Source organism: Chlamydiales bacterium (assembly GCA_041395025.1).
GTDB lineage: Bacteria > Chlamydiota > Chlamydiia > Chlamydiales > JAAKFR01 > JAJACP01.
The window spans coordinates 1-26,271 of the sequence record JAWLBH010000001.1; the positions used below are offsets into that span (position 1 = coordinate 1).

The 26,271-nt window shown below is 35.9% G+C and carries 13 protein-coding genes; 9 read left to right on the top strand and 4 right to left on the bottom strand.

Annotated features, from left to right (window positions below; translation table 11 throughout):
* Positions 1 to 1,822: isoamylase (locus tag R3E91_00005; protein ID MEZ5314590.1), on the bottom strand; the 1,822-nt coding region annotated here is incomplete at its 3' end.
* Between the two features lie 96 nt (positions 1,823 to 1,918).
* Between R3E91_00005 and R3E91_00010 the strand changes: the two genes are divergently transcribed.
* The 6 genes from R3E91_00010 (at position 1,919) to R3E91_00035 (ending at position 7,304) form a co-directional block, all read left to right on the top strand.
* On the top strand, positions 1,919 to 2,416 hold the full coding sequence (locus tag R3E91_00010; GenBank protein MEZ5314591.1) for a CesT family type III secretion system chaperone: 498 nt from the start codon (positions 1,919 to 1,921) through the stop codon (positions 2,414 to 2,416).
* Between the two features lie 314 nt (positions 2,417 to 2,730).
* Complete coding sequence (ssb, locus tag R3E91_00015; GenBank protein MEZ5314592.1) at positions 2,731 to 3,186, top strand: single-stranded DNA-binding protein; 456 nt, start codon at positions 2,731 to 2,733, stop codon at positions 3,184 to 3,186.
* A gap of 23 nt (positions 3,187 to 3,209) precedes the next feature.
* Entirely contained in the window at positions 3,210 to 4,700 is a 1,491-nt protein-coding gene (locus tag R3E91_00020; GenBank protein MEZ5314593.1) for a leucyl aminopeptidase, read from the top strand.
* Positions 4,701 to 4,912: 212 nt separating this feature from the next.
* Positions 4,913 to 5,464: a histone H1-like repetitive region-containing protein gene (locus tag R3E91_00025; GenBank protein MEZ5314594.1), complete on the top strand. Its 552-nt coding sequence runs from the start codon at positions 4,913 to 4,915 to the stop codon at positions 5,462 to 5,464.
* A gap of 234 nt (positions 5,465 to 5,698) precedes the next feature.
* Positions 5,699 to 6,646 carry a hypothetical protein gene (locus R3E91_00030; protein MEZ5314595.1) on the top strand — a complete coding sequence of 316 codons (948 nt, stop codon included), beginning with the start codon at positions 5,699 to 5,701 and terminating at the stop codon, positions 6,644 to 6,646.
* Positions 6,606 to 7,304, top strand: coding sequence for an SAM-dependent methyltransferase (locus tag R3E91_00035; GenBank protein ID MEZ5314596.1), 699 nt, complete (start codon positions 6,606 to 6,608; stop codon positions 7,302 to 7,304). Before R3E91_00030 ends, R3E91_00035 begins: the two co-directional genes overlap by 41 nt.
* Positions 7,305 to 7,333: 29 nt before the next feature.
* Here R3E91_00035 and hemW read toward each other — a convergent pair whose 3' ends face one another.
* Both hemW and R3E91_00045 read right to left on the bottom strand, forming a co-directional pair.
* Positions 7,334 to 8,407 carry a radical SAM family heme chaperone HemW gene (gene hemW / locus R3E91_00040; GenBank protein MEZ5314597.1) on the bottom strand — a complete coding sequence of 358 codons (1,074 nt, stop codon included), beginning with the start codon at positions 8,405 to 8,407 and terminating at the stop codon, positions 7,334 to 7,336.
* A 72-nt stretch (positions 8,408 to 8,479) separates the two neighbouring features.
* On the bottom strand, positions 8,480 to 8,935 hold the full coding sequence (locus R3E91_00045; GenBank protein MEZ5314598.1) for a hypothetical protein: 456 nt from the start codon (positions 8,933 to 8,935) through the stop codon (positions 8,480 to 8,482).
* A gap of 271 nt (positions 8,936 to 9,206) precedes the next feature.
* On the opposite strand from R3E91_00045, the gene R3E91_00050 reads away from it, so the two are divergent.
* The 3 genes from R3E91_00050 to lpdA are packed head-to-tail and all read left to right on the top strand — an operon-like array spanning position 9,207 to position 14,418.
* Complete coding sequence (locus tag R3E91_00050; protein ID MEZ5314599.1) at positions 9,207 to 11,909, top strand: 2-oxoglutarate dehydrogenase E1 component; 2,703 nt, start codon at positions 9,207 to 9,209, stop codon at positions 11,907 to 11,909.
* Positions 11,910 to 11,921: 12 nt separating this feature from the next.
* Entirely contained in the window at positions 11,922 to 13,061 is a 1,140-nt protein-coding gene (gene sucB / locus R3E91_00055; protein MEZ5314600.1) for a dihydrolipoyllysine-residue succinyltransferase, read from the top strand.
* A complete protein-coding gene (lpdA, locus tag R3E91_00060; GenBank protein ID MEZ5314601.1) occupies positions 13,048 to 14,418 on the top strand; it encodes a dihydrolipoyl dehydrogenase in 1,371 nt (456 codons plus the stop codon). The genes sucB and lpdA overlap by 14 nt, the downstream gene beginning before the upstream one ends.
* A 59-nt stretch (positions 14,419 to 14,477) precedes the next feature.
* On the opposite strand, the gene R3E91_00065 is transcribed toward lpdA, so the two are convergent.
* A complete protein-coding gene (locus R3E91_00065; protein ID MEZ5314602.1) occupies positions 14,478 to 26,171 on the bottom strand; it encodes a hypothetical protein in 11,694 nt (3,897 codons plus the stop codon).
* Positions 26,172 to 26,271 lie beyond the last annotated feature (100 nt).

A 26,271-nucleotide genomic window follows, 5' to 3' on the forward strand; every position in this document is an offset into this window, starting at 1 on the left:
AAAGGGCATAATTTTTAAAAGGATCTGACAGCACAAAGGCAATAAATTTACTATTTCTGCTCCAGTCAGGTTTTCCAACTTTAGTTCCATGCCATTGGATATCTGAATCTTTTAAAAATTGAGAGCGTGTTAAGATGGGGTGATTTTTACGAAAAGCAATTGTTTTTTGATAAAAACGGAAAAATGACTGATTGTGATTTAGATTATCCCATTGAAACCAATTGATGCGTGAATCCTCTTGCCATGAGTTATTATTTCCTTCTTTGGTATGCCCGTATTCATCTCCCATTAATACCATAGGAACTCCTTGAGAAACCATCAAGGCTAAATGAAAATTTTTTCTTTGTCTTAAGCGGAGTTTTAAAATTTTTTCATCTTCTGTTGGTCCTTCGGTACCGCAATTCCAGCTTTCATTGTGATTGGATCCATCTTGATTGAGTTCACCATTTTTCCAGTTATGTTTTTCATTATAAGAAACAAGATCTATCAGTGTGAATCCATCATGTGCTGTGACAAAATTAATACTTTGACTAGGGAGTCTTGCATTTCCGTATAGATCTTCCGAACCACTGAGCCTTGTTGCAAATTCTCCAGCCATTCCCTCATTTCCTTTTATAAAACGCCTTATAGAGTCGCGGTATTTTCCATTCCATTCAGCCCATCTTCTTGTCCCTGGAAAAGAACCTACTTGATACAATCCACCAGCATCCCATGCTTCAGCGATCAGTTTAGTGGTCGCAAGCATGGGGTCTTGAGAGATCATCTCTATGATAGGTGGATTTTTTAGGACATTGCCATGAGAATCTCGTGTAAAAACTGAAGCAAGGTCAAAACGAAATCCATCGACATGCATTTCTGTTACCCAGTAACGTAGACTATCTTTAATCATTTCAGAAACAATACTATGGTTGCAGTTTAAGGTATTTCCACAACCCGAAAAATTGTAATATTTTCCATAAGAATCGACCATATAGTAGATTGAATTATCAATTCCTCTAAAAGAAAGATTAGGGGTTTCTCCAACTCCTTCTCCCGTATGGTTATAAACTACATCGAGAATCACTTCAATTCCATGAGTATGCAACTCTTTAACAAGGTGCTTGAATTCATTAATTGAACCATACCGTTCCATCGGGGCAAAAAAATTCACTGTCGAATATCCCCAATAATTATAAAAATGCCTTCCTATAGAACGAGGTGGGAGATCAGTATTTTCATTAAAGTAATGAATGGGCATAAGTTCAATTGCATTGATGCCAAGATCTTGAAGATAGGGAATTTTCTCAATGATTCCTTCAAATGTTCCTTTATTCTTGACACAACTAGAGGAGTCTTGAGTGAATCCTCGGACATGCATTTCATAGATAATCAAGTCTTTCATTGGAATATTTGGATGATGATCTTCTTCCCATGCAAAGGGATCAAGAAAAGGATCCACAGATCCTAAGTAGACATTATCTATCAATGCAGAAGAACGCGTTACTTCCTTAGCATAGGGATCAAGCAGAATAAATTGGTTATCAAAATAATGTCCTGTTATAGGATCATAAGGACCGTCTATTCTATATCCATAATAGAAATTTCCTGGGAGATTTTTAACAAAAATATGCCAAATATTTCCTGTTTTATTCGTTTTAGGATTCAGAGAAATTTCAGTTTTTAGCTTCTGATTTTCAGGATCAAAAAGCACTAAAGAAACAGCATATGCATTTTTAGAAAAGAGCGCAAAATTATATCCTTGAGAATGATGAGAAACCCCAAATGGATAGGGGAATCCACATTCTAATCTAAAGCCTTCTTCCATAATTCTATGAATTAACATGGCTTTTCTCAAAAGGCAATAAAAACGTGTGATGAAATTGATTATATGATACAATGATCTATTATTTTATATGACACCCAGAAGGAAGGATCAGCCATGTCATTTGAAAACGCTAAAGAAAATTTAAAAGATTTCGGAAAAGAACTTGGTTTAGAAGGATTGAATTTTGATGAGAACAATACCTGTATTCTTGGCATTGATGATGAGTTTTCAATGCATCTTACATATGAGCCAAATTCTGATCGTCTCTATGTTTATTCTCCACTACTTGATGGTTTGCCAAAAGATGTCAATATCTGTAAAAAACTCTATGAAAAACTTTTAGAAGGATCTATGCTTGGTGGTCAAATGGCTGGTGGTGGTGTTGGAGTTGCTGTTAAGGAAGAGCTTATCCTTTTGCATTGTGTGATTGATATGGCATATGCAGTACCTTCTTTACTTCGGGCATTTGCTCCTTTATATGTTGAAACAGTGGAAAAATGGAGAACTGTTTGTCGTGATATTTGCGAAGGCCGTGAACCTTCTGTCGATACTATGCCAACGCCTCCACAAACGCAGTTGCCTCCAAAGCCTGGAACGGGTATTCGTGCTTGATGATTAATCGATAGAGATTTTTAAAGGGAATTTTCTGGAATTTTCTGGTTTTTGTCTTTTTTGAATATCTTTTTTAACGATAAGTCTTTTGAAAAAAGGTTTTTTTAATCTTTTTCTTACTGCCCATCTGTTTTTTCTTTAAGCATCAAGTTAGAGAGTTTTGTCTTTTCCCTTGATTTTTCAAATTGCATTCCTCTGATCCTTTGTATTACATTCAATGAATCGGGATGTAGAAAGCGAATAGTTAGGTTGCATTTTTTTCTAAGATTTCGTTAGCCTATTCCTTATATATCTACATTCATAGGGGAATAGTTATGATTATTGTTGAAATAGCAGGATTTCTTGGTGCTGATCCTGAAGAGCGTTTTACATCGAATGGGAAACGCATTGTCATGCTTCGTGTAGCAACACGTGTGCGCCAAGGAGGACGTGATGAAACAGTATGGTGGAGAGTGAATATTTGGGGAAATAGATTTGATAATATGATTCCTTATTTAAAAAAAGGATCTGGTGTGATTGTCTTAGGAGATATGAGCAAACCAGAAACTTATGTAGGAAAAGATGGAACTCATCAAATTTCTCTCACTCTTTCTGCAGAATTAATTAAATTTAGTCCATTTGGACGTTCTGAAACCCAACGACATTCTGAAAATCAAGAAATTGCCACCTCTTCTGTTTCATCTGAAGTCGAAGAGAATCAGCAAGGAACCTATGTGACTACAGGAGCCGACCAAGAATCAGCTTTTGTTGGGGATGATTTACCATTTTAAATTATAAAATAAGGGTGGACTAGATGTTATTTTCAGCAGTCACTCGTTTAGGGCAACGCAAAGAAGCAGACATAATTATCTTTCCTTTTTGGCAAAAACAAAAAAAGTCTGTGCCTGCAGCATTATTAGAGACTTTTTCAGATTTAGTCAAATTTCCTGTTGATGCTAAAGATTTTAATGGGAAAGAAGGGGAAACTCTTTTGCTTTATATACAAGGAATGAAAGAAAAGAGATGTCTTTTACTTGGATTAGGAGAGGAAAAAAACCTTTCGGTAGAAGTTTTACGTAAAGCTTATTCGAATGTAACACAAGATTGTCAGAAAAGAGGTTTTTCTAAGATTAATCTTGTCGTTCCGACGATTGGAAAATTGCAATACATTGATGCTAAACAGTGTTTACAAGGAATTGCAGAAGGTATTTTACTCACTAACTATTCATGGAAAGAAAGTGACCATTTTTCAGATCAAAAAAAGAAAGTTTTAATTAAAGCTGTTCTACTTATCGGAATTCGTTCTGAAATGCTTGATACAGTACGTGTTTGTCAAGAGGTTGCAGAAGGTGTTTGTTTTGCACGTGACTTAATTAATGACAATGCTGACACTGTGACTCCCTATTATTTAGGAGAAGCAGCTAAAAAGATTGCTACAAGATTTTCTAATATGACTGCCCATGTTTATGATCGTGCATGGATTGAAAAGCAGAAAATGGGACTATTTGCTGCTGTTGCACGTGGTTCAGTGAATGAACCAAAGTTTATTGTTCTTACTTATCAAGGATACCCTCGTTCAAAAGAGCATACAGTGTTAGTGGGTAAAGGAGTCACGTATGATACTGGTGGATTAAATTTAAAGCCTACCAATTCAATAGAAGATATGAGGTCTGATATGTCTGGAGCTGCCACTGTCCTAGCAACAGTGGCAACAGCCGCATCTTTAAAATTAGAACAAAATGTGACTGCAGTGGTAGCAGCTACTGAAAATGCCATTGGATCTAATAGCTACAAGCCAGGGGACGTTTATGAGAGTCTTTCTGGCATCACTGTTGAGATCGGTAATACTGATGCTGAAGGGCGTCTTACTTTAGCAGATGCTTTAACCTATAGTCTGCAAAAATTAAAACCTACCCGTCTAATTGATTTAGCGACTCTGACAGGATCAATGGTAGTGGCATTAGGAGATAAGATGTCTGGTTTATTTTGTAATGATGAACAGCTGGCACTTCAATTATTAGATGCAAGTAGCCGTACTTCTGAAATATTATGGCGTATGCCTCTTTTTAAACCTTATAAAGAGCAACTCAAATCTGATATTGCTGATATCAACAATATTGGTGGACGTTCAGCTGGATCGATTACAGCGGCTTTATTTCTTGAAGAATTTGTGAATCATCTTCCTTGGGCACATATTGATATTGCTGGACCAGCCTTTGGCAATAAGGCATGGGATTATCACCCTAAAAATGGCATTGGCTTTGGAGTGCGTTTATTAATTGATTTTCTTCAACATCTATCCTAAAAAATCTTTTGTAATAGATTGTGATGATATAGTCGTTGTAATGAATAAAAAAAGGTAATTAGTGATTAATGCAACCCATTCTTTTTCATGACTTTATTTTTTTTCTCTCGAATTCGAGAACTTTTATTAAAAAAAAACGCTAAAGTCTCTCGTAAGATTTTCCGATGAATCGTATAGACCATTTTTGGAAATAAAAGATAGGAGGCAAAACCATGCTGAGACTCCAACGACGTCGAGCATCTGCATCTTCAAGCAGTCGTCGCACAAAGAAACGAGCTTCTATTAAGAGCACGGCAAAGCGATCTACTGCGAAAAAGACTTTAGCTCATAAATCTTCCACAGCTAAAAAGAGAGCTTCTACCCGTAAAGCAGCTCCAAAACGCAAAGTTGCATCTAAGAGAACAACTGCTACTCGTAAAGCAGCTCCAAAACGCAAAGTTGCATCTAAGAGAACAACTGCTACTCGTAAAGCAGCTCCAAAACGCAAAGTTGCATCTAAGAGAACAACTGCTACTCGTAAAGCAGCTCCAAAACGCAAAGTTGCATCTAAGAGAACAACTGCTACCCGTAAAGCAGCTGCTCATAAAAAAAGATCGGTAACAAGAAAATCAACTTCTTCAAATCATCGCCATTCTCTCTCTGCTGCTTCTTCACCTCGTTCTAATACACGTTCAAATCGACGTGCTTCTCGTAAACGACTACAGACTGCAGAAGGCTGGCGTCGTAATGTCATGAAATTTTATAGAAGCAAGATATCACATTAAAATTTTTTGATAGATCTTTTGTTAAAGATAGCAGCTTAAAGAAGCTGCTATCTTTTTTATAAAGGTCTTTTAAATCGTTTTCTCTTTTTTAATTAAATAAAAAGTCATGAAGGATGGGAGACTTTCTTGTTGGCTAAGTAGAAAAAAAGCACGTTTTTTTAAAAATCTTCTTCTCTTTTATCTTAGCAAAATTCATTCATAAAATACCTAATTTGATGGTATCTTAGGATGGATATGGGATTAATTATTGCTAAAGACTATGAAGAGAGAAGACGTCTTCTTCATACCTACCTTAAAAAAACTGTAGGTCCTCGCTTCTTTTTTAAACCTGAGCAATTTCGAGAGTTTCTTGAAGAGATAGAGACATTGTCTTGTATTTCAAAATCAAAAATAGTTGTTTTACAAGATCTTGACCTTCTTAAAAAAGAGCAATTTCAAGAAGTCATTAATTATGTGAACAAGCCAAATCCATCGATCGATCTTTATCTCACAACCGCTTGCCCTCCTGTACAAATTCAGGTGTTTAAAAAATTAGGCCCTATTATTCATCTTAAAGAAGAAAAGCCTTGGGAAAAAGAAAAAAGGTTAATTCAATGGGTAATAGAAGAGGCTGCTGCTGCTGGTGTAATTTTAGTTGCTGAAACAGCTCAAACTTTTGTGAGAAGAGTAGATTCCCATTTTTTGAAAGAAGAAATTGAAAAACTCATTTGTTATGTTGGTAAGAAACATGAAATTACGAATGAAGATATTGATGCTGTCTGCATTCCTGTTCATCATGAAACTCTATGGGAATTAGGTCAGGCGATTTTTACGAAACGACCTTCTTTAGCTATTCATATTGGCCAGATTCTTATAGAGGATGGGATGGTACTTCTTCCTTTAATTGCCCATTTGCGTACACAATTCCATACAGCTTTGAAGATGGTAAATCTTTATCATCTTCATGGGAAGGGGGCTGTTTTAAAAGAGTTTCCTTATTTAAAAGGGGAATTGATCGATAAAAAAATTTCTATTTTTAAAGACTATGGTCTTGAGCGTTTAAAACAAGGAATAATGCATTTGTTTGAAGCAGAACTAAAAGCAAAAAATAGTCATTTTAATCCAATTTATCTTCTTGAAATTTTAATATTTAAGGTTTCTTATGCCACTCTTTCTCCTACCAAATTTACTAGGTTTTGTTAAAAATATTCAGATGTTTCTACCACAGTACCTTTACGAAGTGATGGGAAAAATTGATGGTTTAATTGCTGAAAGTGAAGGGGGTGGACGGCGTTATCTAGCCCATTTTTCAATAAAGAAAAAATCCCATGAAATTCCAATCGCTCTGCTGAAAAAAGATCGATCCAAAGACTATCTTGATTTTCTATTACAACCAGTTTTACAAGGGGAGACTTGGGGTATTGTTTCTGATGCAGGACTTCCATGTTTAGCTGACCCTGGAGCTCATTTAATCCGGCGTGCACAAGAACTGGATATACCAGTTGAAGCTTTGGTTGGACCTTCATCGATCATACTTGCGCTGATGCTTTCTGGATTATCGGGTCAACAGTTCTTTTTTCATGGCTATCTTTCAAAATACCCTGAACAAAGAGAAAAACATCTTAGAAGATGGGAACAGGTCAAGGATACGACGCATATGTTTATTGAAGCTCCTCATCGCAATCAATATCTCCTTAAGGATTGTTTAAGGATTTTAAAACCCAATACCTTATTTTGCCTAGCTACCAATCTTACCCTTTCCGATCAGATGGTCAAGACAGCTCCAATTAAACAATGGAAAGAAATAGATCTCGCAAAAAACCCCACTATTTTTTTATTTCATGCTTCTTCACGAGGTTAGGATAAATTGTAATAGACCTTTTACATTTCTTAATCATTCATAATAATTTCTCCTACAGAATCATGAAACAAAATGCCTCGATCTGATAAGTTTAAAGTATAGGGATTGAGAAAACCCTGATCACATAGTTTTTTATAAATACTTTTAAATCTATAAGGCCAGCTATTGACTCCTTTGAGAAGACGGAGTTTTAAAGCTAATATTTCTTTCGTCGCCTCGATTGGAGGAAGTTTTTCATAAAAATCAGTTGGTAGCTGGTTTTGATCTAGTAGTTTTATATAACGGTTGAGGTTAGCGCAGTTTTGAAAACGCGCTCCTTTCCAATAGCTAAATGCAGAAGGGCCAAACCCAAGAAAAGGGCGTCCTTCCCAATAACCTGTGTTATGGCGTGATTCACAATGAGATTTGGAAAAAGCAGATATTTCATATTGTTTGAATCCGAAGGTTTTTAATTGGTTGATTGCCATCTTTAACATTTTAGCACTGATCTTTGGAGGGGGGATTTGTGGAAGAAGGGTGGTTCGATGTTGATAGAAAGAGGTATGGGGTTCAATCGTAAGATTGTAGAGAGAAATATGGGAAATAGGAAGAGAAGAGGCCTTTTTCAGTGTCGCTTCCCAACTTTCCAGGGTTTGTTCAGGCAGATCATACATTAAGTCAATAGAGATATTTTGCAATCCAGAGGAAGCAAATTGATCAATCGTCTCTTCAGCCTTTTTAGCGGTATGGGTACGAGTCAATTTTTTGAGGAGAATAGAATCAAATGACTGAACTCCAAGACTAATACGGTTAATGCCAGGAAAATGGAAGCAAGAAGTCTCAGGATTTATTTCTAAGGTCACTTCAACTTCTTTATCAGGATTAATCCATGATAAAATCATTTCGATAGCCTTGGGTCCTAGCAAAGAAGGAGTTCCTCCTCCAAAGTAGATGGATATCAGTCTTTCCTTTTGAGATAAAAAGTGGTGACGTAAATCCCATTCTTTTTTAAGTGCCTGTAGATAGATTTTTTGTGAGTCTTCTCTAAAAGGCAGGACATAGAAATGGCAATAACCACATTTCTGCACACAAAAAGGGACATGAAAATAAAGACTATAACTCATTTCATGACTTAGTTTAAACTGGGTGCCAATGCATTTTAAGGAGATTGAGGTAAGCTCTCTATCTTTTGCAAATTACCATTCAGTGGTATCTGGATCCATAATTCCTCCACGGCGCCACCTGTTCTTATCACTAAAAGGATCCTCATCTTCTTCGATAAACTCGGTGTCATGAGTGGTATCACTTTCGTCTCTCTCATCTTTCTCTTCATCCTGCGTCTGGAGATCGAGCGATTCTGTTTCCATTTCTAAACCTGCCTCTGTTGTTTCTCCGAATGCTACATCTGACATACTCGGTGTATCAGGGTAGATGACTTTAGCAGCATTGCGTCGTGGAGCAGTAAATTCTTCTATCTCACCACTCTCTTTAAGAAATTGGAGGCGTTCCTTTTCTTCAACAATTCGCGCTTTAAGATGCGCAATTTCCTCTTTATGACGTTCGATCTCATTCTTAGGCACAAGGCCTAATTTCATCCATTGTTCAAGATCATTTAATTCGGATTCTAGTTTTTTTACTCTTTCACTTTTCATATCTACCTATATTAAGAAATGAAAGGATGTACCTTCTTAGATCTTTTTTTTCAATCATCCAATTTTTGTAAATGGTTTTTTTTCGAACACAACATGAAAATCAAATAAAAGAATTACGAGTATACATCCATTCTCTTATTTCCATATTTTAAAGAAATTGGATCAACCGCTCTCTTTTTAATAGAGAGTAATAATACATTTGATCTTCGTGATCCAATGATTGGTATGCAAAATGCATGTACAAAATTAAACATAGCAAATAAGTCCATTTATGTCTTTTTCACATTCTTTTGATTATATGCATCTTACTAATATTCAATTTATTGAAAAGCTTTATATGCAATTTTTATCTGATCCTAATAGGATTGATGATTCTTGGCAGTATTTTTTTAGAGGGATGGAGTTTGGAATCAACCAGGTCATTCGAAAAGAACCCAAAGAGGCTATATCAGATCTACGTATTTACCATCTAATCTATACTTACCGTACCTATGGATATTTGCAAGCCACTTGTAATCCTATCGCTTTAGACCATCAAAAAAAAATTGAACCACTGCTTTTATCTTCTTTAGGATTTGATAAAAAAGATTTAGATCAAAAATTTCCTACTTATGGATTAATGAAGGAACCGAAAGCTCCTTTATCAGCAATTCTTCATCTTTTAGAAGAAACGTATTGTGGAGAGATTGGAATTGATTATATGAGACCGAATCAACCAAAACTTCAATCTTGGATTCAAAATAAGATCGAAACGCAGAGGATGAAACCGAATTTTTCCCTCAATGAAAAGCATACAATATTTGAATACTTGACTAAGGCAGAGTTGTTTGAGGTTTTTTTACACACGAAGTATGTTGGACAAAAAAGATTTTCTTTAGAAGGAGGGGAAACTCTGATTCCGATGTTAGTCTACCTTATTGAGAAAGGAGGAGAGAGTGGAATAGAGGAGTTTGTGATTGGAATGGCACATAGAGGAAGATTAAATGTACTCTGTAATCTACTTAAGAAATCTTATTCTACAATATTTAGTGAATTTCAAGACGGTATTCATCCTATCGAATCTGTAGGAGATGTTAAATACCATCAGGGATATGAATCGACTTTCTCTACTCTCTCTGGGAAGGATGTGCATCTTAGTTTAACTCCTAATCCTAGTCATCTTGAGTCAGTGAATCCAGTGGTAGAAGGAGAGGTCTATGCTAAACAACTTCAGCGTGGTGATCATAAGCAAACGAAAGTTGTTCCTATTTTGATTCATGGAGATGCAGCTATTGCAGGTCAGGGGGTGGTCTATGAAACGATGCAAATGCATTCTATTCAAGGCTATTCAACAGGTGGCACAATTCATATTATTCTCAATAACCAAATTGGGTTTACTACACTATCACATGAATATCGTTCAAGTCACTATAGCACAGATATTGCTCATGCATTTGGGTTTCCCATATTTCATCTTAATGCAGAAGACCCAGAAGGTTGTCTTTATGTTGCAGAACTCGCTTTACAGATTCGTCAGGAATTTCATATTGATGTGTTACTCGAACTCAATTGCTACAGAAAATATGGACATAATGAAAGTGATGAACCCCTATTTACTCAACCTCTTGAATACACTTTGATAAAAAAGAAACAGTCAATAAGAGAAATCTATAGAGATAGGCTATTCAATCAGAATAAATTAGAGAGAAAAATAGCTCTTAACATTGAAAAAAACATGAAGGAGATTTTTGACCTTAACTTAGAACAAGTCAAGCTCTTAAACCATCTACCTGAACCACCATCTGATAAAAAATCTGATGAGATCGAGATTTTTGAATCTCTAACTACGGCAATTCCATCAATTTTATTAAAAGAGATCGCGAAAAAATTTACAATTGTCCCAGAAGGACTGGAAATTCATAGCAAGTTAAGAAAACTGATTCAACATCGTCAAGAGGTGATAGAAAAAGAACTAGAGGTTGATTGGGCTATGGGAGAACATTTAGCTTTTGCCACCCTTTTATGGGAAGGGATTCATGTCCGCTTATCAGGTCAAGATAGCCAAAGAGGCACTTTTACCCAGCGTCATGCTGTTTGGGTCGATCAAAAAACAGGCAATCGTTATTTTCCTTTATCTCATCTTAAACAGGAACAAGGACTTTTTAGAGTCTATAACTCCTCTCTGTCTGAATTTGGAGTCTTAGGATTTGAATTTGGGTATAGCTTAGCCTATCCTAGTGCTCTTGTCCTATGGGAAGCACAATTTGGAGATTTTGCCAATGGGGGACAGGTCATTTTCGATCAATATCTTGCAAGCTCTGAAAAAAAATGGCTTAGAGCTTCTGGGTTGGTTGTCCTGCTACCACATGGATATGAAGGACAAGGAGCGGAACACTCTTCTTCTCGCATTGAGCGTTTTTTACAACTAGCGGCTCAATCAAATATGCAAATTGTCTATCCAACAACTCCTGCTCAATATTTTCATCTTTTAAGGCGTCAGGTTAAGCGCAAGAGACGGATTCCTTTGATCATATTCACACCAAAAGGATTATTAAGATCTCCTGGGTGTAAGAGTCCTTTTGAAGATTTTTCAAAAAAAACATTTCAGGAAATCCTCGATGATCCAACAACTCCTATTGAAGCAGAGCGATTAATCTTATGTTGTGGACGGATCTACTATGACCTAATTGAGGCAAGAAGGCATCAGCAGAAAAAGACTGCAATTATTCGTCTTGAACAGCTTTATCCTATCCACCTTGAAATGATGAAAAAGCTGATAAACGAGTACAAACATATTAAAGAATACTATTGGGTACAAGAAGAGCCTTTCAATATGGGAGCCTACAGATATATCTTGCCTATTTTGCAGCAAGTCTTGCCTAAAACAGCTTCTATAAAATATGTAGGAAGAAAAGAAAGTGCTGTGACTGCTACAGGTTCTTATAGACAACACTTATATGAACAGGATCAAATCATGAAAGAGGCATTTGGTTGAGAGGTGAAAGATATGAAGGAAGAGATAAAAGTTCCTCCTATGGGAGAGTCGATTAATCAAGTCGAAATTGGGAGATTATTAAAACCCTCTGGTTCTTTTGTCACTAAGGAAGAAGAAATCATTGAACTTGAAACAGAAAAAGTGAATCAAGTGCTTTATGCTTCTGTTGATGGAAGAGTGGATTGGGAGGTAAAAGAGGGAGATACTGTGAGAATTGGAGATCTCCTTGGATACATTAATTATGAAGAAAATAGCCTCGATCTTTCGAAGAAAAACTGTAGAAATAAAGATATAGAAAGTACTTTGTCATCGAAAGATGAATCAATTCCACCTTCCTCTTTAGGTCAAGGAGAAAGGCATATGCAAGAAGAATTTATTGCAAATGTGACACAAGATCCAAAAACAGAAGCCAAAGAAGTGAGGATAGATCATAAGAATAGTAAGGAAATCCGTCGAGATATGAGCAAAATCCGTAGAACCATTGCTGAGCGCCTTGTAGAGGCCCTCCATAGCACGGCGATGCTCACCACCTTTAACGAAGTCAATATGAGTGCTATTATTGATTTACGTGCCAAATATAAAGAGCTTTTTTTGAAAAAGCATGGAGTAAAAATTGGATTTCTCTCTTTTTTTATCAAAGCTGTTGTTGAAGCGCTTAAAATATATCCTGATTTGAATAGTTATATTGATGGCAATGAGATTGTTCAAAGACGATATTTTAATATTGGAGTGGCGGTGAGCACTGAGCAAGGATTATTTGTTCCTGTTTTAAAAGAATGTGATCGACTCTCATTTCCACAGATTGAGCAAAAAATAGATTGCTATGCGAAAAAAGCACGAGAAGGAAAACTTTCAATAGAAGATCTATCAAAAGGAGGATTTACTATTACGAATGGGGGAGTCTATGGATCTCTCTTCTCCACACCGATTCTTAATCCTCCACAGGTCGGGATTTTAGGAATGCATGCCATTCAACATCGTCCTATTGCGATGAATGGCAAAATCATGATTCAACCGATGATGTACTTAGCTTTGAGTTATGACCATCGATTGATCGATGGGAAAGAGGCTATTATGTTTTTAATGCAAGTGAAAGAGATTTTAGAAGATCCTTCACGTTTACTTTTGATTGAGACAGATGAAAAAATTTGATTTGATTGTCGTTGGGGCAGGTCCCGGAGGCTATGTAGCTGCCATTCGAGCCGCTCAACGTGGCTTAAAAGTGGCTTGTGTAGAAAAACATGCTCTTGGTGGAACTTGTCTTAATGTAGGATGTATTCCTTCTAAAGCCCTTCTTCATTCTACAGAATATTATGATAAAATTCTTTCGGAAGGTAAAGAACATGGAATTGAAATTCAAGGTCTTAAAATCAATCTTGAGACTATGATGAAGCGTAAAGAAAAGATTGTGGCTAATCTAATTCATGGAATTCACTTTCTTTTTAAAAAATATCAAGTGGATCAGTTGATTGGAAAAGCGAGTTTATTATCTCCAAATTCTCTTTCTGTCAATGGTCAATCTTATTCAAGTCAACATATTCTCTTAGCCACGGGATCAGAACCGATCCCCATGGACTCTCTACCTTTTGATCAAAGACATATTTTCTCTTCCACAGATTTACTCAGTTTTTCTCATATCCCTAAAAAACTGTTAATTGTTGGAGGGGGGATCATTGGATTAGAGCTTGGTTCAATTTATCAACGTATGGGTACAGAAATAGAGGTGGTTGAACTCTTCGATCGTCTAACTCCTTTTTTTGACTATGAAATCTCTGAGATATTGTTAAAAATGTTCAGTAAAAGAGGAATGGTATTTCATTTTAAAGAAAAAGTGATTAGAGGAAATATCGAAGGAAATACTGTTGAACTGTTACTTGAATCTAATAAGCGGTTAAAAGGAGAGGGTGTCTTATTCGCTATTGGAAGACGCCCTTATACAAAGGGCCTTGGATTAGAAAAAGTAGGCATTCAAACTGATCCTAAAGGAAGGATTCCTGTAGATGGATCATTTCGCACCTCTATCCCTACCATTTATGCGATAGGAGATCTCATCAATGGACCTATGCTTGCTCATAAGGCTTCAGAAGAGGGAATGGCCGTGGTAGATCTTATCTGTGGAGATAAGGTGAAGATCGACTATATGACCATTCCTAATATCATGTATACATGGCCAGAAGTTGCTTCTGTGGGAATGACAGAAGAGGCTGCGCGACAATCAGGACTCTCTCTAAGAATCGGTAAAATACCTTTTCAGATGATTCCAAGAGCACGTTGTAGTGGAGATACTGAAGGGATAGTCAAATTAATTGGAGAGAAAAAAAACGATCGACTCATCGGGATGCAGATCATGGGACCCAATGCCTCTGAGATGATTCATGAGGGAGTGATCGCCATCAAAAAGGAAATGACGTTATTAGAAATTGCACGAATTTCACATGCCCATCCCACATGCAGTGAAGCAATCAAAGAAGCTGCTATGCTAGCTCATCACCAAGCGATTCATCTCTAAAAGTTTTGAGATATAGGAGGTGTTTTACTAGCCATCATTTAGAATTGCTGGAAGCCATTTTACTGCTTCTTCTTTATTTCACCTTTCTTTATTTCACTTTTGCGCTTGTCTAATTTCGCTGAAAGGTCTAAAACATGTTTTAGAAATTCTACACTTTTTTGATGACACTTAGCCTCATCTTCGGTAAAAGCTTTAAAGGCAACCTTATGGTTAGGCATATCTCCCTCCACAAGTTTACGATATTTTGGAGTTTTTGCTTTTATCTTGATAGTTTGTTGAAGATCATTGTTAATGAATGGTAGAAATGGAAACTGATTTAAAAATTCGATATCCTTATAGAGGATCCCTTTTCCTTTCAAATCCCTAAATATCTCTACATTGTATTCCATAATAGTTTTTGAAATCTCGATTGATTTTTCTAAGTCTCGTATTTGTTTTTCTAATACTAGGATATTTTCTTGAGTTTGTCTTATCTCCTCTTGTGACTTTTTTACTTCAGCAATTAGATGAAGAGTATTTTCAAGATTTTGTGCGGCTCCAGGAAGCGTTGAGTTAAATAAATTGTTACAATCATCTACCGTGCAGCTTGATGCCGTATCTAAATTATTGCCATGAACTATATGAAGGATCATCCCATATATGAAATCTAGTAATTTGGGCTCTGGATAGTTCTCAATCGGCATATTGTTATCGAGCTGTTTTTTAGCATTTGTCAGAATACTCCTCATGTCCTCTTTACTTACCAGAATCTTATTTTTAAATTCATCTGGGGTCTTACTCTGCCATTTTCTCGGATTACCTAGTTTTGAAAAATTTATCTCTAAATTATTCGCTAGTGTAGGGTCTGCTGCAAAGTTTGCTAGGTCGCGATTGATCTCTTGAAATACCGTTATTGCATACCGTATCATATCTCGATATGCCGTCATATAGTTCGATTGGCTTGCTAGATCTAAATTCGATATATCCATCTGAAGGTTCCATTTATACCGTGCTGTTAAGTCCGAGTCATCCATTGAAGTTCGTCGTCTATTCAAACCTTCGATCATCCTTTCTGATAAACTAAAACTCTTTGTGTTTCGTATCCGGTTAATCATCCCGCGCTGGATCTCACTTATCTTTGTCTCCTGATTAGTTAATTCGGTGTGCATAGTATGAAGTTCCTGCTGTTTCCCTAGTAAATGGGCATTTATTGATAATGCTTTCGAACTATCTACCCATGGGTATGGGAAATCATCATCTTCAATAGCTTGGATAGCTTGATTAATGTAGTAATTATTCCTAGGAAATGAGAGGTTGCTATCCAGACCATCACCCCCCGATATCTTGATCTGAACATTTTCACCTATAGATGCTATAGAAATCTCATATTGATAATCTTTTGTCACTCCAAAATGTTCATTAGGTGTAAAAAGATTCAGTTGAGGCTCTGGCGGTACGATTTCGTAAGTTAGAGTAGGCAATAGGTCCTCTGGGAGAACGTTACTAATTTCATAACAGTTGCGTAATGCTGCTGTATTTGGGAATTGACTTGGTTCTGGAATCTGATCTGCATTCGCAAGAGCAAGACCTCGGATTTGTCCCCATGTGCTATCAAGGATATCGTCAGGTTTATTCTTTCGAATATCGATGAGTTGTTCTGGTTTTGCTTTTTTTGCAATTTCAGCTTCTTCAAATGTGATTAAGCAATACCTCCTGACCTCGTCCTGATCTGGATCCGGATTAGAATGAAAAATAAAATGAGAATATGCTCCATCATTTACGACTCCTTGGCTTAAATAAAACAACGGTGGTTTATACAACTGTTGATTGCCATTTCTGAAAAGACGAGCAATCATATGTTTTAATTCCTTGCATTCAGATAGTCGTCTCCAGTTCTTCTCATCAAGGAAAGAATCATCTACTTCTACAGACTTTTCTTTAGCCATTTGAAGATCTAAACGAGGGAGACCTGGTTGTGAGTGCACTTCAGCCTGAGCTAGTGTTTCTGTGCATGCTTCTGCTTCCGCTTCTGCTTGTGCTTGCGCTTCTACTTGTGCTTGCGCCTGTGCTTGGACTTGAGAATTAGTATCTAAGATCTCTACCTTTCTATTTTCAGGATAAACTTTTTTAAATTGATTAATAGAGTGAGCTATTCTATTTGTTGAATAGTGATTTATATATTCATTTTCTTCTTCAAATTCTACATCTTTGTTTTCCTCTCTATAATAACGCCTTTTTAATGCTCGATAAGCATTGAATATTTCCTGTATGTTCAATGTAATCTCTTCTTCTATTGTTTCTACAAACTCGTCACGAGACATACTTTTCATCGCTTGGCCATATTTACCGTAGAGTTCTTTCTGAGATTCATCGATCAAAGATTGTAATTTATTTCTCCTTTTTAGAAACATTTTATAGGAATCTCGTATATGCGTATTTCCTACACCATTTTGACTAAAAAAAAGTTTCAGTATTCTACTTTCTAAGTAACCTGCAGCTGTTTTAAAATGAGCATTCATCTCTTTTTTGAAAATGATTAGAGATTGTTCAATCTCTATATCTTTCTCACAAAGACAGAGATAGCGAGCAATTTCCTTAGCCTCGATTTTAAAGGGAGGTTTTATACTCCTTATCCTATTCAATTTTTTATTTAATTTCTCGTGTTCGGTCTGTAAGGCAATTATTGGTTCTGATACTTCTTTCTTCTGGTTTCTTCGTCTATCGTCCAATTTCTTTTGTAGACACGTTAGTTGTTTATTTGTTTCATTTATAGAAATAAGTACTTCATTTTCTAAACGCTTCTTGACAATGTTACGAAATTGCTCTGTTCCAGCAAAAGAAAATCTTTGTTCAGAGGCTGGATTCACAATATTACGTAAACGTAAAATCGTTTGTTTTGCATCACTATTCGTCACATTTTCATCAATTGTGACTAAGCAATGAATCCCCATAGCCTGTTTCACATCTGAACCACGACAGTTTTTTTGTTTATAAAAAGTAAAGTACTTTTTACTACTAAGGGCTGCAATTTCCATATCTGTTGTGCAAGGAATCGCTAGCTTGTTTGGGCCACGATAAAGACGCTTGATATTATCTTTTCCGTAGTAAATGATTCCTTCAATACCATTAAATATCTCTCTTTTGTTTTGGATTTGTTGCCATAATTCCTGAACAACCGTCTCTGGAGTTCCATCACGACTCTTACAAATCCCTGCGCTATCTGCAATTGCACGTGTTGAAGACTCACAACAATTAAGCAAATGTTCAATGGTGCTTTTTAGATAATTATTAGAATCTGGAGGTGGAAACCATTTAACTTCTTGGTTATTTTCTCTTCCCATGATATCAAAGGTCAATAATCCATCAGCAGCAGGATCAGGTGCTTGTTTTTCAAAGTATGAGGAAGTTCCACCTACTGTCCCTGAACATCCTACGATAAGATCATTGGGAGAGCCTTGTTCGTAACGATTACTTTTTGCACATCCCTGATCAGCTCGTACTTGTTTGGCTACAACTAATGCTCCAAAAAATTGGCGAAACTTTAGAGTAGGCTGAGCCATAAATTCATTATAAAATTTTTCTTTAGATCGATTTAAATCATCTATATCTAGATTTTTAGAGAGTAATTTTAGTTCTTTAATAACTTTATCCGCTGTATCTTTTCCTAAATAGTTTTCACAAAATGGCAATGCCGCATTTTGTTGGATTTGGGAAATTAAAAAATCTAAATGAGGATTAATAGCAAAACTGGTTTCCAGAGAATTGTAGTAGAGCAAGGTAGTAATAGCAGCGACTTCAGTATTATCAAAAATAGAATTTCCTTTAGGATTATTTGCCCCTTCATAAGGAACAGAAATAAGCAAAGAGGCTTTCGAGTCAGCATCATACGAATACTCTCTTGCACCTGTTGCCGGATTAATCACAAATCGTGCTCCAAATTCTGTATTAGCTTTTTTGGTAGTAATTATGGAGAGCATATAGCTATCAAGAAGCAACATACGTATTAAAAAGATGGTTATATTCCAACGATCATCATGACTAACACAGTCTTTATCCCAATTAAAGTGCTCTGGACTGTATTTTACCTTTGGGTCTATTAGATAATCAATTAGGCCAGTCTTGAAATCAGGCAGTGAATTGGGATTCAGCATATGATCAATTAGCTCGCTCGCTCGTTCCTTTTTCTTAGTCCAATCTTTATTCTTATTTTTTTGAATATAGTCTGTTAGTTCTGCAAGAGGTATAACGATGGCTTCGCGAATAGGGACTTTTTCACCTCGGGTAAAATTGACTTCACGAGATCTAATATCTTGAGTATCATCCAGCTCATCAAAAATAGTATAAGAGGATAAACTACGAATTTTCGATAACCATGTTTTTGCCTCAAAACGCAAATTGTCTGCATCCGAGTATTCATCATTAAGTAATATCTTTGAAAACTCAATTTCTTGGGCTTCTAAAGCACACCGAGTTTCTGGAGGTTGAATCAGAACATCTCCATTATTACGCACTTTTTCGTAAAAAGCATATCGGGTTTTTAAATCTTCTAGAATCCAGTGAAAAGATTTTTTGGGGTTTTTAGCATCAATTTGATAGCGTAAAAATTCTGTATCTTTGATCACATGACTTCCAAGAATTCCTTGGATTTGATGGTTGAAAGATTTAGCATTATCTTCAAGGACAGCACGAGGAACCACATAACGTACAAGGTGTCGTTCTTCTTTAGGTAAATTACGTTCTTTTGCAACCTGTGCAATTGATAAAAGGGGAAGTAGGGCAGTTTTACCAAAACCCATACGCGCTTGAATCGCATCGATGCCTTCTGGATCTTTTTTTCCTAACATCAAAGCACGGAAAATACGTGCTTGCATCATATTACAGCGATTTCCGTACTGACCTTCAAAAACAAGAAATGTACGTTGAATAATTTGTTCTAAGAGTTTTTCACCTTCCAAGTTCTCTTCAGAAAGAAGATCGACAGAATAATTTCTCTTTGTCTGTAATAGCTGAAACTTATTCCGCTCTCCTTTTAAAGGAGCTGCAAAAATATTTTTTACGTGTTGACATTCCGTTTTATAGATTAGGTAGTGTGTCAACGTCTGTTTTAGGCGAGACTGGGTACCGGGTTTTTCTCCTTCTTGAACTGAAAATTTAGAAAAGTCATTCGTAATATAAGCGTATTTAAGATCTCCCATCGATTGTCCAGGACGCAACTCTGCTTTTAAAACTGCTTTTGCTTCAAGATAGTGTTGCAAATCTTTCTTATACTTCTCTTTTAATTGAGCCGAAATCTCTTTTTCTGCACCTTTTTTAAATGCAAATTCAAAACCTGACTGCGCAGCTCGAGATAAGAAAACATGAAGTCTTTGAATAGCTTGGGTCGTTTCTTTCTCTGTTTTTAGACATTGAACAAGAAGAGATCTTAATTCATCTCGCGGAAAATCTTTTCCTAGCCGATCCAAAGAGGCAACACGATAGTAATTGTCGACTGGATCTCGAGTAGGTTGAATAATATTTAACTCCACTAATTTATTAAAAATCGTTCTAATATCTTCTTTTTTAAGCCCATAAAGCGCTTCACCTTGGCTATTAGTTTGATAATCTGCGAGCAATGCATCGCAATTAAAGACCCCAATACTTTCAAGATAATACCCTCTGACTTGATCATAGATAATTTTTCTAGATTCTTGTATAAGAGATTTTTGTGATTGTGAAATCTCTTTTTTAAGGTTTTTTAGTTTTCCTTCAATTTTTTCAGTAGAAAAAATCTGTTCTAGAGGTGTCTTTGTAGCTAGAGCTACTATTGTTTTGATAGCCTCAGATTTAGAAAGAGAAGCAGCTGGGGCTTCTTCCTCTATCTCTTGGTCGCTAAATACAACTGGGGCTTCTTCCTCTATTTCTTTGTTGTTGAATACTTCATTGATCCGTACGAAAAAACCCTGCAAGATTTTTAGGTTATTTTGATCCTGAGAGGCTTGGTCGGACTGTGGGCTTGGTTTAGAATTATTTGTCAAAAAAAACAATATTGTCGATTGATATAACTCCTCTAATTCTTTCCAAATAGGATATGATTTATCGAGAATATGAAGGCATTTTTCTATCTGCTCAATACTGGTGTCGAGTGGTTGAATAAACTTTTCTACTAATTGTGCTGGATGAGAGGAAGTTTTGCATAGCTGATGGTTATAGTGTTGGTATTCAATTAAATGAAGATAGATCTTAAACTGAGTATATTCATTCAGCATGTTTTTACATTCTTTCGAACTCAGTTGATGATTCTTTAAATATTGATCTCCTTCATAAAAATCGTTGAGTTTCCCTAAGGCTTGATCGTAACCTCCCAGATAATCCAACATTTCTTGTTCTGCTTGAACATTAATCTCTGCGCTATTTTTCTGTTTTTGATTGTTCTCTATCATAGAAGCCACGTGATCACTATTAGATGCTTTCTGCCTTGCATCTTCTATTGTCTCGTCAATTAACTTTTGTATCTCTTCAATGAGGGTTAATTGAGTTTGCGTTAAATTGGCTTGAGTATAATGACGACTTAGCTCTTTTATCATGTAATGCACGCTGATTGGATCTTTTTTTTCGATCTCTTTCAGAGTAATCAGTAGAGCACCTGTGAAGTCTTCTACAAGAGGACTAGAATTTGCCCCTGCTTTATAGAAGACGATTTCTGTAGAATGGTCACATTGAACAGAAAGGGATTTTTCAATTTCTTGATATTGTTCAAGAGTCTTAGCAGCGGATGATAAATTATTTCTGAAAATATATCTGTCAATCTCCGTTCGATAATAGCTTAATTTGCCCATGAGATCTTTATAAGAGTATTCTGCCTTTGTAACTATCTTTTCTGGAGCGTCATCATACGGCTCTATATTGTGTTTAACTTCCTCATACGCTCGATCCGGAAGAGGGACTAAAAATGTGGTTTCTTGAAGATCCATAAGCTCTTTTTTTAATCGGTGAATTTCTTCTCTTCTTTTTTTCGCATGATAATGACTTAAATGGGATCCATCTTTATTTTGCGCTACTTTGTCAAGGTATTCTGCTTTTTTAATTTCTAGTTCTTTTTGTTTGAATTGGGTTTTAGAAATAGGGTTTTTCAACATCAAAGGTAGGTTTGATCTCTCTACCCCTACTTCTAACACTTTTGTTGTCATACCTGGGCGCTCACATGACCAATGGTCATTGATTTTATCAAGATAAATAGTTAACCCAGCAGCAGGAATTAGATATTTATCTTTATTAGAAGAGACAAGAATTTCTTCAGGAGAAAAGTTTTCTAATAGCCTTTCTTCAAGGTTAGCCTCTTGCCGATCGATTTCGTCTAATCGGTGTGAACAATCCGGTCCCAATAATCCATTTTCTGGATCTATAGGCTGGAATTGCTCTGTAAAACCTTCTATATAGATCTCATGTGGTAACCCATTTTGAAATTTCGTCTTTGCAATCAAATTTCCATCTTTTCCATATCCAAAAAGAGTCCTTTCATTATCCATCCAAAAATGCTGAATCTTCATGCGATAAAGAAGAGAAATAGGTGCAGTGATCTCTTCCCTAGGAACAAATTGAAGAGTTTTATTATGAGAATTCTTGTTAGAAAAGCTAGTACTCATATCTTTGTAAACAAGAGGAGTGCGATCTTCTGTTTCTCTAACTATGATTAGAGGATCACCTTTTGAACTAAAATACACATAACTTTTTGTAGCTTGATCCCATCGATAAGGAAAGTATTCTATTCCTAAAGTCCGCACGGTTGGATGATTTTGCAGATTAGGAGGGAGGTTCAAAGTTTGTTCGCCATTTTTATAAACGATCCCTGATAAAATATCTAAAGTGAGGTCATGGCCTAGATCTTTAAACCGAGGATCATCGGTATTGTTATATTGAATATCCCCTCTTACTCCATTAAAGACCCCATTTTTTAAAAGTCTTTGAGAGGCTGTGTCTGCCTTGTTTTTTTCTTCTTCTAGAAAATTAGCGATCTCTTTTGAATCGATATTTTTTAGGGTTGCTATGAGTATTTTATCAGATGCGACTAGGCTAGCCTCTGCTTCATCGCATGCACTTTTTAAAAATCCATGAATCTCCTCTTTACCTTCAAAGTAGTTAAATTTTATGTGTTGATAAAGCATTTTTGAAACAAGAAAGTCTAGAGCAGTTTGTTTTTTGTTAGAATTCTTAAGAATTTCATTAGTATTGAATATAATACTGCGTGCATGACCCATAAGAAGGCGATGGATTTCATTGCCTTCAATCAGAGATTGATTAAATCGTAAGATCGCTTTTCTTGTGTCGAAATTCGGATTCCATTTCTGTAAAATATCTTGATAGAAAATCTTTAGAGGAGGAGCTAAAGTTTCTGGATTACATTCATCATCGTTATTCTCGATTGCTTCTATCTTATTAGATAGATATTCTAGAGTCTGATCTTCATTCCAAAGATATGCGTGGTTCAAAATTCGAGCAATTTGCTCTCTTTGTTGATAATGATCGGCTTTAAGATTTACAAGAGGATAGTCTATTAAATCAAATGCAAGTTTATCAACTCCTTGAGCCATAAGAGCATCTAATTTTTGCCTAGTTTCAGGGGTCTCAGGTAATTTATGGTTATTTGTATCTAGCTTAAATGAGGCTCTTATTAATTCTCCATCCAATCCCTCTAATTCAATAGGGGAGTCTTGTAGTGCTTCGCTTAAATTTTTTAAATCTTCATAAAATGTTCTAGTGTTATCGTCTGCTTGGTCCAGATCTAAATCGTTATTTTTGATTGTATTAGCCAATCTGTTAAATAGGAGTTTTTGATCATCTAAATTTAGATTAGAGTGTCTACAGACCTGCTTTAGACGATACGCTGCTTCTTCTGAGCATCGGTTAGGTAAGCTAAAGTATTTGATCATCAACCAGTATTTCAAAAAGGTAGCACGTTCTTCATTATGCATCTCTTGTAGATACAGAGTTTTTTGATTGTCTATTGTTTTAGAATATAGATTTAAGAATATTTGCTTAATATCATCTGGCGGAGATGTGTTGCTCTTCCAAAATATTTCAAGTACTTCTTGAGTATCTGCAAGGAATATTGATCTCAAAGAAGAAGGGTAGCCATGTATGTTTGCATATGCATCTAGTTGTTGAATCCATCCGACTTTGTATTCTAATGAATCTAAATCATTATCGCAATAATCTGATAGATCTTTGCGAATTTGAGTAAGATCTTCGATAAGATTTACAATTTTTCTGTTCTCTACCTTTTCCATCTGAATAAATTCACTGTCAATCTTATAAACTGTTTTGCCTAACCAGTTGGTACCGTGAGGAGCTAAAACCTCTTGCTGAAAGGAGTCTGCGTGAATTTTATTGGCGGCATCTTTCTGTTTTCTAAGCTGTTCGCCTATACTCTTTCGATAATAGCTTAAAACGGTTTCTCTTTTCCGCTCATCTTTCTTGATAGCTTTTTCTTTTTTATCACTTGGATTAGGTAGTTCTTTTAGAATGGGTATTTCTGTTCGATGATACCGATTGAAGGCAAGACGAGCTTTTTTTAAGCCCTGTTCTCTGATTTCATTATTCCCTTTAGGAAGAGAGAGATTTTTGAATGAAATCGAGACAGTATTAATTTGGTAGCCTGTTTTTATTTGAAACCAACTTCTAAAGAAATCAGCCATTTTTTCTTGACGTATTTTTTTGTCCGAAATGCCTTGAAGAGCCTCTTCTTGATCTCTTGGAAGATGTGTGATCCAAATCTGTACAATTGTTTGATGCCAAGTAGATAAAGCATTACTAACATCGAGGAGCTCTGCTAGATTCTTAAGATCTAGCTTTGGCCTCTCTTTTTCTTTTTTATTCATTGAATGAGTGTTGTCATTAAAAGGAAGGCTAATTATCCCTTTTTCTATCGGATCAAGGGCGATAAATTTTTCGATCTTTGAAAGTTGATTAGAAGAAAGATGATCAGCAAACTGCTTTGCAGCTTTTTGAATTTCGCTTAGGACACCTCGATCACCGATTGATAGATCCTGATTGATTGGTAGATTAATAGAAAAACTATCTTTTTTTGCTAGTTGCAGAGGAGTTTGACACTGAGGCTTTGTCTCTAAAGCCATATAAAAGACTTTTTCTGCGTACCGATGTTTATGTTTTTCTTTTCGTTCTTCATATGTAGTCAGTTGATGAAACGTTTCGAAATCGCCTACTACTAAATATCCGAGGCTATCTTCGATAGCTTTATATTCTGATATGTTACGGTCTATTTTTTCTCGATAATCTGAATCAATCGATTGCGGATTTTGAGATAAGATAGACAGTTCAGCCTGGTGGATATTACTCATTAGGTTTTTAAAGCATGTGATCAATTCATCATCTGATGAGTCGTCAAAATCTGGCAAATCGCTTGCTATTTTTATGAGTTTTTCAGATAATTGCTTATCTACTTTCTTATCTAGCTTATGCTTATCTACTTTCTTATCTAGCTTACCTAAAAGATCATACAATCTACCAATTAAGAGTTTTCCTATTTCCTCTCCACCTTTTTCCCAAATGTCTATGAATTGTTCTTTTATTGCCTCTTCGCTCTTTTGTATCTTTTTAAAATTGAACCTTGCTTTTTTATAATCATCTAAATGTTCTTGCCAACTGTTTATTTGAAGCATAAGCAAGGTTTTGTCAAAACCTTCTTTGGCCTCATCGAATTTTTCTTTAGCTTTAAGGTGTTTCCATTTTATAAATTCTTTTTCTTTCTTGCCGTAAGAGAAATACCTCTCTTCTTCATCTAATTTCTTATTAATAAACAACTCAATATCTTCATTATTAGGACATCCCTTGTAAAAAGACTGCAATTGCGCATATTTAGACAAAACCTCTAGCAAGGTTTTCTCTTGTTTGTGTTGCTCTTCTAAAACGCGTAATTTAACATTAGAAGACTCTTTCCGCAGCTGGTTATGTAGTTTTTTATCAGATATTTGGCTCAAATAAGAGTCTATCTCATCTTTTAAAAAAAGATGAGGGTAGATAAAAAGACAAGCAGGGTTGCTCCTAATCTCTTCGACGCTCAACGCCTCTGCTGTTTCATCTCTTGTTTCAAAAGCTTTTAAGAAACTCTCCACTAGATAACAAAAAGCAAGGGGGATGGGGTTTTTGATTTTTCTGGGTTTGATCTTCTGGTCTTGTTTTCCCTTGTCGTCTTCTATAAATCTGCTCACCGACTGTTTAAGTTTGGTTTTTATTGTTGATAATTCATTTTTAGGGAGATCGTGATAAGCAATATGCTGGATCGATTCTAATATCTTTTGAATCTCAGGATCTTGGTTTTCTTTCCAAGGGTGAATGAGTAATTCATTCATGAGTAAGATGACTTCCTCATGTGTATGCAATTTCGGTTCACTTCCTAAAATCATTTCTGAAGAAAACGTCGATGTTTGGAGAGCATTTTTACATGTTTGAATGAGATGTTGGTTTTGAGCTGCTTTGGAAGGAAAAAAATAACGTTTCACAGAGATGGGCATGTCTACGAATAATACCTTCACGTTACGTCCAGTGAGTCTACCTACACGAGCGGTCTGTTTACCTATAGCTTTTATACCTAAAAAAATGTTGTGTGCTACCTTTTCAGTTAGGGAAACTGTTTTTCTAAGTATTTGATATCCAATACGCGATACTAGACGCCTTGCTCTGTTTTCAACGAGATGTGTGCTCGCATCTAGTTCACGCAAAAAATTGTCTACACGAGGATGCCTAGATGAATGTTGAGCTGAGTGAAAAGAAGATTCCATGCTAAAAATACCTAATTCTTTATTCTTTTTTTTTAAAAATAATGCGTTAATATTGTTAAGTTTAAAGGAAAAAGTCTTTTTTAAACACAAAAAAATCTAT

What these genes read in the sequence shown, in the direction of transcription:
- R3E91_00010 (MEZ5314591.1), top strand. Translation starts at nt 1,919, where the DNA reads ATGTCATTTGAAAACGCTAAAGAAAATTTAAAAGATTTCGGAAAAGAA.
- ssb (MEZ5314592.1), top strand. Translation starts at nt 2,731, where the DNA reads ATGATTATTGTTGAAATAGCAGGATTTCTTGGTGCTGATCCTGAAGAG.
- R3E91_00020 (MEZ5314593.1), top strand. Translation starts at nt 3,210, where the DNA reads ATGTTATTTTCAGCAGTCACTCGTTTAGGGCAACGCAAAGAAGCAGAC.
- R3E91_00025 (MEZ5314594.1), top strand. Translation starts at nt 4,913, where the DNA reads ATGCTGAGACTCCAACGACGTCGAGCATCTGCATCTTCAAGCAGTCGT.
- R3E91_00030 (MEZ5314595.1), top strand. Translation starts at nt 5,699, where the DNA reads ATGGGATTAATTATTGCTAAAGACTATGAAGAGAGAAGACGTCTTCTT.
- R3E91_00035 (MEZ5314596.1), top strand. Translation starts at nt 6,606, where the DNA reads ATGCCACTCTTTCTCCTACCAAATTTACTAGGTTTTGTTAAAAATATT.
- hemW (MEZ5314597.1), bottom strand. Translation starts at nt 8,407, where the DNA reads ATGAGTTATAGTCTTTATTTTCATGTCCCTTTTTGTGTGCAGAAATGT.
- R3E91_00045 (MEZ5314598.1), bottom strand. Translation starts at nt 8,935, where the DNA reads ATGAAAAGTGAAAGAGTAAAAAAACTAGAATCCGAATTAAATGATCTT.
- R3E91_00050 (MEZ5314599.1), top strand. Translation starts at nt 9,207, where the DNA reads ATGTCTTTTTCACATTCTTTTGATTATATGCATCTTACTAATATTCAA.
- sucB (MEZ5314600.1), top strand. Translation starts at nt 11,922, where the DNA reads ATGAAGGAAGAGATAAAAGTTCCTCCTATGGGAGAGTCGATTAATCAA.
- lpdA (MEZ5314601.1), top strand. Translation starts at nt 13,048, where the DNA reads ATGAAAAAATTTGATTTGATTGTCGTTGGGGCAGGTCCCGGAGGCTAT.
- R3E91_00065 (MEZ5314602.1), bottom strand. Translation starts at nt 26,171, where the DNA reads ATGGAATCTTCTTTTCACTCAGCTCAACATTCATCTAGGCATCCTCGT.